We start from the raw sequence: 12,976 nt of genomic DNA on the forward strand, positions 1-12,976 counted from the left end.
TGACAAAAAGTTAACGTACAAATATGGCCCAAAAGGCTGAAATTCGATCCAACCTACCTGCAAAAATTCAAGAATGCTTAAGTGACTTCTGGGGTATGTCTCTGATTTTCTCTGTTTTAATGATTTTACTGAGAATCATTGAATTGACTTTAATTTTCAATAATCATGCTGTACGATTAAGTTTTGGAGATGTGATCGGCTTTAGCCTCTTTGAGGATCTGAGTTGGATTCTCTATTTTCTGGGCTTACTTTTTATACTTCATATCATCAATAGTTTTTTATTGTCAGTGAGGTTTGCAAAAAGTTTCACCCAAGTTTGGCTAGTGATTGCACTTTTAATTCAAAGTGCCTTGGCTCTATACTTTTTCAAAACACTTCAGCCGCTGGGGAAAGATCTTTTTGCGTACAATATAAACGACATAATTCTTACTGTCCGCTCTTCAGGACAGCTCAATGCAACCACTGTCCTCTGTGGCTTATTTATCAGCATTCTAATATTTTTCATTTTTAATTTTGCCAGTAAATACCTGGTATTTAACACGAAACCAGCCTTGATTTTTACCATTACTATGTATTGTTTTCTGATTTTTTTCTATTTCGTACCAGTCACAGACTCAAAAAAACTCAGTGATACAAAATCGAATATTCAGCTGAATAAATCCAAATACCTTTCCGAGCAATCGTTCGATTACTTTATGTATAAGAATGAGTTTTACTTTGACTTTTATCTTAGATCACTTAACGATGCTTTGTTTGTCAAAAAAGAATTTACCGATCCCACATACCCATTTCTTCATTTTACAGATTATCCTGATGTACTGAGTCCATATTTTGACAGTCTTTCCACTCCTCCTGATATTGTTTTTGTACTTCTCGAAAGTCTTGGTAAAGCATATTCCGGAAAAGATGCATATCTGGGAAGTTTTACTCCTTTTCTCGATTCATTGGAATCCCATAGTTTAGTCTGGACTAATACTTTATCTTCTACTGGCAGAACTTTTGGTCTACTCCCAGGGCTTTTTGCAGGGCTCCCTTACGGAGAAAGGGGGTTTATGGAGCTATATCAGGATTTTCCCCATCACAACAGCTTATTCAGTATCTTGGGAAAGAACGGGTATGAGTCCAGTTTTTTTATGGGGAGTGATTTAAGCTTTGATCACGAAAGAGATTTTCTTGAATACGCAGGTGTTTCAAAATTAGTTGATATCCGGCATTTCGATCCTAAGTATAAAAAAATGCCTTCTGTCAATGGCTTCTCTTGGGGATATGGAGATAAAGAATTATTTAATAACGGGTTGTCATTTTTTCCCGGAAATAACGGCAAACCTCAACTTGGAATATTCCAAACTAGCACGACACATGATCCTTATCTGGTTCCGGAAAGGGAATTCTATTCACATAAGTTTGAAGATCACTTAGAAAACTACCTGAAACTACCCGAATCTAAAAAAACTGAGTATAGAGACTATAAAAATATTTATATGACGGTACTTTATGCTGATGATGCCGTAAGGGATTTCATTACATCATACCGAAAGAAGCCAGAGTTTGCCAATACAATATTTGTATTCACCGGTGACCATCGCTTACCGGAAATACCTATGGCTTCCCGAATCGACAGATTCCATGTTCCCCTGATTATATATTCCCCATTGATCAATCGACCATCGTATTTTAAGGCGATGGTAAGCCACTTCGAAGTCACCCCTTCCCTTTTGGCATTCTTACGAGCCCAAGTGGGAATTGAACTTCCTGATAAGAAAATTTGGATGGGACAAGTGCTGGATACTTCCCGTGTGTTTCAATCCAAAATCGCCATGCCTCTAATGCGTACTAAAACCCAATTGATAGAATATTTGAATAGCGAATATTTCCTCTCAGACGATCAACTTTTTGTTATTACTGATGGCCTGAATATAGATCCTGTGGAAGATCAGAGTCTAAAAAATAAAATGATCGGAGAATTCGAGGATTTTAAAAGCAAAAATAATTACACCATACAGACTCGAAAGCTATTGCCCCAGGATTAATTCTTAGTCGGAGTGCTTTTCGGTGTATGTTTTTGCCAAAATCTGTGAAAGAAGTGGGTAGAAGTAATTCCAATAAAAGCTTTCCCGATCGGTGTAATCGGTAACTACATGAAGGCCTCTCCAAAGCTTTGGCAAACCGCGAAAGCGGGAAGATCCGATGGAATTTTGCATATCGGAAAAATCTCCGGACAGGTAATAATATTGTCCACCTTCCATCTCTTTGATCACAGCAGCAGGAAAATACCGCGGCAATCCCATATCTCTCAATTTCGCCTTACCCTCTTCAGATGGATCTATGTCGAAATAGGAAATAACCTGATAATCACGCTCAATAAGCACTATATCAAACCAGTCGGGGTACGGAACAACTTCAGGAAGTTTAAATCCATGCTGATTGATCTTTTGAGTACGGATTTTGGGAGTTTCTCCAAAGTAATCTATACTGTTGGAAAATGCTTCGACCCTTCCATTTTCATGGACAAAGGCAATTCCAGGACCGCCCGCTACCCAAGTATTACTGTGCTGTTCTACATATTGGCTTACTAGCCAATCCGGTATATCAGCATTGATAGTGGTATCCATTTCATCAAAATACCGTGCGATCCAGCCTGTCCATTTGAGTCCCATAAGGTTCTCAAAATCAGTTCTAAAACCAACAGATGTAGGTGAAGCCATGGTATTGAATTCAGCAACAATGGTTTTATTTTGTGCGGCTGCTTCACGAAGTAAATTGATATCTCCCCGGTTCAATCCACCGTAAATCTTCTTTGATCTCTCCTCTGAATCCATCTCTTTGAAATCATCTTCATACACACCATAGGTGTCAGCAAAATAAATTAGATCTAGACTAGCGGCTTTTTCTACAATCTCGATTTCTGACAATTGTCTCAGATCTCTCGCAGTTCCAAAGGAAGGAGTCTTATCTGGGAAAAAGCCGAAATAGTCCCTTCCCTCGTCATATAGCTCTCCATTACCATTTTGAAACTTGAGGTAATCCAATGCCCAAAAAATAGAGCGGTGCTCTTGATAGCTATCTGAGGGAACGGTCTTATCTATGATAAGAATTTCCATCTCCTTGGCGGGAGATAATAGCCAAATCAGATAACTGATCAATGGCAAAAAAACAAAAATCACAGCGATCGGATAGACCTTGCCTACAAAGAATTTAAACTCCTCAGTAATTATTTCTTTCATTAAAAACGATATTCAACACCCAATGAAAAGTTCAAATTGTTTCTAAACCGATCCGGGCCAAGCTCATCATGGCTATACCCTGAGAATGCATAAACCATAAAACGTTCGGTAACCAACTGCTGATAACCCAGTCTAATTCGGTATGAATTTAAAAGCTGGGTTGGATCCCGTGTTTCCTCATCAGGTGAAACACCAGAACTCAACTGTGCGGAGAAGAAGTCCTCCCCTGTTTTAAAGTAGTATCTAGCGTGCAAATTGGCGGAGGTTCCGAGGCTGTTGCCGGTTCCTGGGATCAAATTTCCCCGAAGGTTAAACCACCAATTGCCTAAATATTTACCTAAAGAAGCTGTGTAAATTGTAGTGGCCTCCGAAAATTGAAGGTATCTAAACCCACCATCAATCTCCCATGCTTTGGGCAGATTGTAATAGAGTGAGGCTCCCACTCTAAACTCCGGAAAGAAGTTTGCTGAAGATCCCCCAACATTCAAATAGGCATACATTTTCTTTCCCAAAGATGGATAGGCATCAAGTTCGAAAAGTGTGCCGTTATCATCAAACCTAGAGGATTGAGTTACCCTTCCTATGAGGGTTCCTGTCAATTTAGTCCTCGTTCTTGCATAAAGTGAAAAAGTATTCCATGCGGAAATATCTCCTTCAAAAGAATCATAATCGTAAGCAACGCCCACAGCGTTATTTCTTCTCAAGCGCTGTAAGGTTTGCATGTAATCAAGCAGACCTTCATACTTGTGTTTTTTTTTAAAAAGGTCTCCGGCTATTTTGTAGGCAGCATCAAAATCTTCTTTATAATACAGCAACTTAGACTCTTTATAGCGAAGCTCGTCGGGAAGGGTTTCTCCAAGATTTATTTTAGCCTTGTCCAGAACTACGTCGGCATCGTCATACTGATCTGCCCAGAACAGATTATCCAGATAGGCGGAATAGGCATCCACATAATCAGGAGCAACTACGATAGCTCGTTCTAAATAAATTGATGCCGAATCATTCTTCCCTTCCCAGGAGTAACTCCTACCTACCAAAATTAGAATGTCTGCATAATCTGGATATTTGGACAATGCTCGAAAAGCGATTTTCCTACCCTCAATATATTTATCATCCATAATCAGAGTCCTTGCATCTACAAGCAAAACATCCGGATCAAATGACTCCTGAGCTGTTACAGCAGTTGAGAAAACTATGAATGAAATCAGAAGAATAGAAGCTTTTTTCATGATGATGAATTCAATGTATTAGGCTCCAGATTCTTTTTATCCTCCGATTTCTTAAAACCCGTTCGGATCATTTTTCCCCAGCCACCTTTTCCTTTAATAAAGTCCCAATGTCCACTTAAACCCCAATAAACAATCTTTGGATGAATCATCATAGGTTCAAGAAAAGCAGTAAGGATAAGCCTTTGAAGATCCTTTTTGTCCTTGTAGTTATTGTAAGAAACCTGTTCATATAGTAGACTGAATATTGTAACCAAAATTGACAACAAGTATAGAACTATAAATAAAGTAATAAAATAGAATGCTGAAAAATCCCCGACAATGATTAAGATAAGGGTATATAGTAAGCCTAATAATTCTAAAACGGGAGCCATTTTCTCAAACACATTCCAATAAGGATAGGATACCGTCCCCATGACGCCATAACTTGGATTAAAACGAATCAACCTATGAAGCTGTAATGTTTCGATTGTTCCCCGCATCCAGCGATTTCTTTGTCGGGAAAGTACCTCTTCCTTCTCAGGAACCTCCGTCCAGCAAAGCGGGTCAGGGACAAACCCAACTTTATGTGGAATCTTCCGCTCCTCCATGTAGCGTCTCATACGAACTACCAGCTCCATGTCTTCTCCTACAGTTTTGGGAAAATATCCTCCTACTTCCACTACAAGATCACGTTTGAAAAAACCAAAAGCACCTGAGATAAGCATCAGCCCATTTATTCTAGTCCAAGCCATTCTTCCCATTAAAAAGGCCCTACAGTATTCTATAACCTGAAATCTCCCCAAAAGCGTTTCGGGTGCCCGATACGTCGTTACAGTCCCATCTTGTACATCACAATTATTAGCAATACCAATCGCACCTCCTACAGCAATGACCTGTCGGTTGGTCTCTTCCATAAACGGCCTGACCATCCTGGTGATAGACTCGCTCGAAAGGATACAGTCTACATCAATACAGGCTAAAAGCTCCTTTGAAGAAACATTTATTCCAGCATTCAGTGCATCCGCTTTCCCTCCATTTTCCTTATCAATTATCACAAGCCTGTTGTACGATAGATTTTTGGATTTATAGATGCCCCGTACCGGCTGCGCAGGTATTTCTTCAAAATAGGCGAAATCGGTAATTTCCAATTCAAAAGCTTCAATAAGCTTATCCAGCGTTTGATCTTTTGAGCCATCGTTGATTACAATCACTTCAAATTTCCCATAATGAAGAGACAGCAGACTCTTGACGTTTTGTACGATAGACTCTCCTTCATTATAGGCTGGAGCCAAAATAGAAACACCGGGAGCAATCGGTGAAGTTATAATATCTTGGTAATCGGCAAATCTGTTTTTTTTCCTGTGACTGCGCATTTCCAATGCACTTAGAGTCATTATAAAAAAATAAATTACAATCACGATTAAACTGAGAATAAGAAAAACTATCCCCAATACCTCCATTATAAAATAAAATAAGAAACTATACATCTTTTAGCAAAGGATCTAATAAGTGCTTGTTGATTCTGAGCAAATCAGAAGTTGGATTTTCATCAATAAATTGATTATAAAGTTCTCTGCTTAAGCTTAAAAGACTTCTAAGCAAAATGAGTTTCAGTCTGAAATCAGGACCATCTTTCAATAATTCCAAAATTATTTCGGCTGAACTGTCATCACCAATAGCTCCCGCAGCCTTTGCTGCCGTCGAAACCAGTGCAGTATTTTCAGATTTTAAGCAGCCATTTACAAGTTGTATTTCTGAAGGTATCCCCAAATATTCGAATGTCTTGATAATCTCAATTTTCTCTAAGTAAGGAGCAGATTCAAAACCTCCTTCTAATTCCTCCAATAAATCTGTCAGCCCTAGGATTCGTACCAGCTTATATCCAAACAATCTTACACTTTGATTATTGGAAGTAAATAAGACATTAATATGAAGATCTCTGGAAGTATTAAGATATTTTATTATCCTCAAATAATTCACTTGCTGCCAGCGGGAAAGTGGATAAGTCTGGTCACGAAGAAATGAAAGGTCTATACTTTCAGAAAGATTCAATACGGTAGCTACAGCTTGGGAACGAATTTGAAAATTGGGAGAATTAACGAGCTGTTTTACTTCCCTTAATGCTTCTTTCAAATCCATTTCGTTTATTTCTACCAACCCCATCCCGACTGTGTCCCATTGTGAGCTTTGAAGCTTCATAATAGAAATCTTGTCAAGCTTAAGTCTTCTATAGAGTGCTTTTAGTTTAAGTTTAAAATCGCCTTTAACCTTCTTGTTCAGGGTCAATATTCGCTTCACGAGTACTTGCACATATAGAGGTTTCTGCAGCTGTTTGGCCGGAAAGCTCTTATAGAGTTCTTCATCACTCAGTAACTCCAGCTCCTCTAAACTTTTTTCAAATAAAATCTCAGAAAGAGGCTCAATAACCTGCTCATCATATAATAACAGTAATTTTTCCTTTCGGTTTTTCTGAGCTTTGTAAATCAACATAAATAAGGCCATCCCAAAAGCAAAAAGCAAGAAAAATGAAAGAATCAGGAGTATCGTAAAAGCTTTAAAATTGTCCAAATAGGCGAATCTTCCAGTAAACAGAGGTGAGTACCTTTCTTTGCTTGCTAGAGAAATGTAATCTTTACCGTTTAAATTACTGGCAGTTTTGACTTCTATATCTCCATTTCTCAGAAGATTTGCCACATGTTCCTGAGCTGCGGTAAAGGAATTTGGTTCTCCATAAACAAGAAATTGTATCTTATAGACATGATTCAAAATCCAAAGACTATCCTTTAGAAGAAGAGCTGTTTCAAAATCATGTGTAGCCCATATTTCCGATGAGCGAGTTGATGATGTATCCAAAAATTCCTTTCCGGAATTATCAACTAAGCGAAATTCCAATCCTGGAATTTCTCCCTGACTGCCCAAAAAACCGATAAAAGAAACAGAGTCAGTGAAAACTTCCTCTTCTTGACCCAAAACCACCACTGCTTTGGTCATCAAAAACAGCAAGAACACGAATGCAACTGCGTTTTTGCCAAACATAGATCAAGACTTTAGGACACGCTTCACACGAATAGCCAATTCATTCGGATTAAATGGCTTTGGGATAAAATCAGCAACGCCCAAATTGAACGCTTCCAAAACGATTTTCTCCTCTTCCCCTAAAGAGCTCAGGACTATAATAGGGACTTCAGGTTTTGTCTTTCTGGCATGATGGATGATTTCAATTCCGTTTTTGAAAGGAATCATGACATCAGTGATAATCAAATCCAACGTTTCTGTATCGATGGCGGTAATTCCTGCATTACCATCTTTTACCATTACCGTATCATATCCGTCTTTTTTGAGGCGGAATTGAACTAGGCTAGAAATAAGCAAATCATCCTCGATGATCAGGATTTTTTTCATTCTTTTTTAGGTAATACTAGTCTCAAATATAATATCTAATGCTTAAAACCATGCCTTATTTACCAGTCAAATAAATTTACATTAGCGAGGATGTTTCTTATAGAAATTAAACAGCATTTCATACCCATTAACATGCCATTGATCAAATAATAAGTTGTAAAAAATAATTCCAAATGGATTCTGATAGTGCTTTTATTAGCTTGCTTTCCTAAACTCAACCATCAACCCGGAGGAGATTGAAGCAGTAAATAATTATAAGAACATTCAATCATAGTTTCAATGTTTCCTCTTTAATTTAAAACCAATTCTATCACATGAAATCGAGCCTGCCTGAGGCCAGGCATGACAGAAACGTCACACACTGGCATGATTATAAGCCATGCGGGACTCACTCGAATCGAGTTCGGAACAGGCATCCCGATTGATTATGTCCATTGAAAAACAAAATATAAACATATGAAATCGAGCATGACGAAGAACGTCGCACACCGGGATGATTATCATGGCGAGATTCCATATGACCTCTGAAAAACAAATTTTAATCATATGAAAAAACAACTACTGTATGCAGGAGTTTTTTGCATGTTGGTCACAGGTTTTCTTTCCTCTACCATGGCTCATGCTCAGAGTGACCCATCCGGCAAGAAAAGAATCACTGATACCTATGCAATTACAAATGCCACCGTTTTTACTGCAGCGGGCGAGAAAGGGACAAAAGCAACTGTCCTTATAAAAAATGGCTTAATACAAGGAGTAGGAAGCAATATTGCACTTCCCAAAGAAGCAAAAACGATCGCCGGCGACTCTTTGTACGTCTATCCCGCCTTTGTGGCCGGAGCGAGTGATGTCGGAATTACGAAGCCAAATGATCCGGAGCGCACTGAAGATTTTGTTTCTTCAAACCCATCGGATGAAATCGCCGGTATCACTCCCTGGAGATCGGCAGTTGATCAATTTTCTATCAAGGACGGTAAAATCGATGACCTGAGAAAAGCAGGTTTTGCCATAGTGCAGATTGTGCCCGATGGCGGTATGCTCGCAGGGAAGACAGCAGTTATGCTGTTAGGCAATGGGCATTCTACTAATTTATTACTGGAAAACACAGCCTTGGCAGCAAATTTTAGGGGATCAAGAGGTATGTACCCGGGGACTGCTGTAGGCGTAATGGCCAAATTCCGTGAGATATATGACAATGCTAAGCTTACTTCCCTGAGAGAACAGAAATACACAACCGTATCAGGACTAAAGCGCCCTGAGATCACTCCTACCTACAGTGCCATGGAAGAGGTAATTAGGGGTCAAATCCCTGTAATGTTTTCTGCATCTTCCGAATTGGAAATACGAAGAGCTATCAGTCTTCAAAAGGAAAAAGGATTCAAATTAATACTGACCGATCTAGAAGAATACGAAGGAGTCTTGGATGTATTGAAAACATCAGGTGTTGGTGTGCTGGTAAAATTGCAAATTCCGGATGATAAGGCTATCAAAGCTCAGAAAGAGGATGCTACAGACGAGGTGAAGTTGCTAAATGCAAAAGTGAAGGAAGCATATGACAAGGCGCTTGCACAGGCAAGTAAATTGGAAGAAACCGGAATTCCTTTCGCATTCACTACTGTTGGAGTAAAATCAGGAGATATTATTAAAGCCTTACGGACAATGATTGCGAACGGCCTTTCCGAAAAAGCAGCTCTTGCAGCTTTGACTAGCAATGCGGCTGACATTTTAGGAATCGGCAAAGTTTCGGGATCAATCGAAAAAGGCAAAATGGCAAATTTGATTTTGAGTACAGATTCCCTTTTCGCAGAAGATACTCAAATCAAGCACATGGTGGTGGATGGCTTTATCTACGACTATGAAACCAAGGCTAAAAAGAAAGCCTCAAAAGAGGGCAACGGTGAGGGATCAGCGAAAATCGAAGGAAACTGGGATTATACATCAGAAAGTCCTGCGGGATCTTCAGATGGAGTACTTATTATTAAGAAAGAAGGGGCTGATTACACCGGCACGATTACTTATGATGATCCATCAGGTTCAGGAAAAGCTACTGCTGCTATTCAGAATGTGACGTTAGACGGAAGTACTTTATCCTTTTCATTTAAAGTTTCGGCAAATGGCATGGAGATCACTGTAGATGTATCGGGAGAAGTAAGCGAAGACAGCTATGAAGCCACCATGACGGTTGGGGAATTTGGGACATTCCCATTCAATGGCACACTCAATCCAACCCTAACAGCAAAGAAATAAAGGCATGAAATCGACACGATTAAAATCATCATTAAAACATACGGAGCAGTGATTATTTCAATCGTCAAAGATTCCGTGTGACCTTTGAAAAGCAAACTATAAACACATGAAAAAAACAAATTATTTTCTTGCCGTTCTGTTGGGTCTGAGTATTCAGTTTGCCTCGGCCCAAGTGAAAAAAGGCAGCATATTGATAAAAAATGCAACCGTTCTTACGATTACAGAAGGAACTCTTGAAAATTCTGATGTATTCGTTCAGGATGGAATCATCAAAAAAGTCGGACAAAATCTTAGTGCTCCGAATGGAGTGACGACTATAGATGCTACGGGAAAGTACCTCATGCCCGGAATTATAGATGCACATTCTCACCTTGGACTGGATGTGGTAAATGAAGCTACCTCCCCTATTGTAGCTGAAGTGAGGATGAAGGATGTCGTGAATCCTTACGAAGTTGGAATTTATCGTGCTTTGGCGGGTGGAGTCACTATTTCTCACGCTATGCATGGATCAGCAAATGTGATCGGTGGACAAAATGCTACGCTAAAGCACAGATGGGGATCTACAGATCCGGCAGATATTATTATGCAGGATGCTCCCCGTACGATCAAATTTGCTTTGGGAGAAAATCCAACCAGAGTACACGGAAGAGGAAATGGTATTCAGCCGCGTACCAGAATGGGCGTAGAAGCGATTCTCAGAAACGGATTCAATGAAGCAATTCAATACAAAAAATCGTGGGATGAATATAACTCGGCTTCTTCCCAAAAGAACAGCACCGTACTACCCCCTGTCCATAATGAAAGACTACAGATTTTGTCAGACATTCTAGAGGGAAAAATAATCATCCATTGCCACTCCTACCGTGCCGATGAGATCTATATGCTCATCACTGTGGCAAGGGACTTTGGGATCACCAAATTGGTATTCCAGCATACCAACGAAGGATTCAAAGTGGCTCCGGAAATTACAGAGTATACGATGGGTGCATCGGTTTTTGCAGACTGGTGGGCTTACAAATTTGAAGTGTACTACTCCACAGCTTACAATGCTGCTATCTTAACAGAAAACGGAGCTATCACCTCTATCAATTCTGATGACGCTGAACTCATCCGTCATCTATACCATGAAGCGGCCAAAACCCAGCGCTATGGTGGAATGACAGATGAGCAGGCACTTGCTATGATTACTATAAACCCGGCAAAGCAACTTGGGATTTCTGATAAAGTAGGTTCAATAGAAGTAGGCAAGCAGGCTGATTTGGTGATCTTTGAAGGACATCCTCTTTCATCTTATACTGTTCCTCAAATGACTTTTGTAGATGGCGTGAAATATTTCGATATCAAGGAAGATGCTGATGACCAGCGATTAAAAGTGAGCCCCACTGAAATGGTAGAACCGGTTAGGATAGCTGACGACCATAATGACCGGTGTATGCAGGATACTGAACATCTGTTCGAGACCACCAATTCTCTTTTCCTTTTAAATCAATAATCAGCCGCAACTAAAAAAGATATGAAAAGATTAACTATAACCTTTTTCGCCTTTCTCCTTGCCTTATTGCCTATGATGGCGATAGGGCAACAACTTGACGGTGAAGTTGTCAAGCCTAGAGCAGGGAAGTTCTTGCTGCAAAATGCCACAGTAGTAACCATCACCAATGGTACCCTGAACAACACCTCAGTCTTGGTTGAAGATGGTAAAATCAAAGAAATTGGAGCTGAGATTTCGGCTGATGGAGCTGAAGTCATTGACTGTAGCGGGAAATTCATCTACCCCGGAATGATCGATGGAGGAACCAAACTTGGGTTAGTGGAAATCAACTCTGTTCAGGAAACCGTGGATTATATGGAACTGGGAAATTTTACTCCTAACATGCAGGCATTGACTGCCGTGAATCCTAATTCTGTCGCCATTCCAGTGACAAGAGTTTCCGGGGTAACAACGGTGCTTTCTGTTCCGGGTGGTGGATTATTTCCGGGAACAGCCGCACTAATCAATCTCAATGGATACACTCCCGATCAGATGTATGCAGGTTTTGAAGGAATTGTGATGAATTTCCCAAGCTCCGGAAGAAGAGGAAGATACGACAGGAGATCTGATGAGGATATCAAAAAAGCTAAAGAAAAAGCACTGAATGAAGCCGATGAACTTTGGGAGAATGCAAAGAGCTATGCATCTCTAGCTTCAAATGGTGCAGAATTGGAATATTATCCGGAAATGGAGCAGTTCGCCAAAGCGACGACAGGCGAACTTCCACTTTTGATTGAAGTAAATACAGCTTCTGACATTCAAGCAGCGATCAAATGGGTAGAGGGAAAAGATGCTAAAGTGATTTTTATGGGAGTGTCAGAAGGCTGGAGAGTTGCCGATGAAATCGCAAAAGCAGGAATACCTGTAGTGACAGGACCAATCCAATCACTTCCGACCAGGGAATCCGATCGCTACGATGCCCCATATGCGAATGCGGGAAAAATGGCTAAAGCAGGTGTCAAGGTTGCCATCAGAACCAACGGTCAAGAAAATGTGAGAAACCTTCCTTTCTTCGCAGCCTTTGCTGCTGCATATGGTATGGGAAAGGAAGAAGCTTGGAAAGCCGTGACAATCAATCCTGCCGAGATCTTCGGTTTGGCCGATCAGTACGGGTCTGTAGAGACAGGAAAAGTGGCAAATCTAATCGTCGCAGATGGAGATCCATTCGAAACCAAAACCAATATCCAGCACGTGTTTATAGACGGCTATAGAATGCCGTTGTCTAACCGTCAGATCAGACTATACCAAGAGTTTCTTGATCGTTCTCCTGGACTGAAGATGAATTAAACTTCCAATCTATTTCATTTTAAACCACAGGTTAAACTCAAATTATGAGCTTTTCTTGTGGTTTTCTTTTATTTTGTCTC

The 12,976-nt window shown here is 40.1% G+C and carries 9 protein-coding genes; 4 read left to right on the plus strand and 5 right to left on the minus strand.

Features of this window, described 5'->3' with window-relative positions:
- The first annotated feature begins 23 nt into the window (after positions 1-23).
- Positions 24-2,030, plus strand: coding sequence for an LTA synthase family protein (locus ID165_RS08075; RefSeq protein WP_192349850.1), 2,007 nt, complete (start codon positions 24-26; stop codon positions 2,028-2,030).
- Positions 2,031-2,033: 3 nt separating this feature from the next.
- On the opposite strand, the gene ID165_RS08080 is transcribed toward ID165_RS08075, so the two are convergent.
- The 5 genes from ID165_RS08080 to ID165_RS08100 form a co-directional block, all read right to left on the minus strand.
- Positions 2,034-3,224, minus strand: a complete 1,191-nt coding sequence (locus tag ID165_RS08080; protein WP_192349851.1) for a hypothetical protein — start codon at positions 3,222-3,224, stop codon at positions 2,034-2,036.
- Positions 3,224-4,453 carry a YaiO family outer membrane beta-barrel protein gene (locus tag ID165_RS08085; RefSeq protein WP_192349852.1) on the minus strand — a complete coding sequence of 410 codons (1,230 nt, stop codon included), beginning with the start codon at positions 4,451-4,453 and terminating at the stop codon, positions 3,224-3,226. Before ID165_RS08085 ends, ID165_RS08080 begins: the two co-directional genes overlap by 1 nt.
- A complete protein-coding gene (locus tag ID165_RS08090; protein ID WP_225587030.1) occupies positions 4,450-5,826 on the minus strand; it encodes a glycosyltransferase family 2 protein in 1,377 nt (458 codons plus the stop codon). Before ID165_RS08090 ends, ID165_RS08085 begins: the two co-directional genes overlap by 4 nt.
- 85 nt (positions 5,827-5,911) lie before the next feature.
- Complete coding sequence (locus ID165_RS08095) at positions 5,912-7,468, minus strand: HEAT repeat domain-containing protein (protein ID WP_192349854.1); 1,557 nt, start codon at positions 7,466-7,468, stop codon at positions 5,912-5,914.
- A gap of 3 nt (positions 7,469-7,471) precedes the next feature.
- Positions 7,472-7,834 carry a response regulator transcription factor gene (locus ID165_RS08100; RefSeq protein ID WP_192349855.1) on the minus strand — a complete coding sequence of 121 codons (363 nt, stop codon included), beginning with the start codon at positions 7,832-7,834 and terminating at the stop codon, positions 7,472-7,474.
- Positions 7,835-8,380: 546 nt separating this feature from the next.
- Here ID165_RS08100 and ID165_RS08105 point away from each other — a divergent pair.
- The 3 genes from ID165_RS08105 to ID165_RS08115 all read left to right on the plus strand — a co-directional run bounded on the left by ID165_RS08105 (position 8,381) and on the right by ID165_RS08115 (position 12,896).
- Positions 8,381-10,078 (plus strand): amidohydrolase family protein, encoded by a 1,698-nt coding sequence (locus ID165_RS08105; RefSeq protein ID WP_225587031.1) that lies wholly within the window; start codon positions 8,381-8,383, stop codon positions 10,076-10,078.
- Positions 10,079-10,184: 106 nt separating this feature from the next.
- Complete coding sequence (locus ID165_RS08110) at positions 10,185-11,570, plus strand: amidohydrolase family protein (protein WP_192349856.1); 1,386 nt, start codon at positions 10,185-10,187, stop codon at positions 11,568-11,570.
- A 21-nt stretch (positions 11,571-11,591) separates the two neighbouring features.
- Positions 11,592-12,896, plus strand: coding sequence for an amidohydrolase family protein (locus tag ID165_RS08115; protein ID WP_192349857.1), 1,305 nt, complete (start codon positions 11,592-11,594; stop codon positions 12,894-12,896).
- Positions 12,897-12,976: the final 80 nt, after the last annotated feature.

The organism is Algoriphagus sp. Y33, from assembly GCF_014838715.1.
In the GTDB taxonomy this organism is placed as follows: Bacteria; Bacteroidota; Bacteroidia; order Cytophagales; family Cyclobacteriaceae; genus Algoriphagus.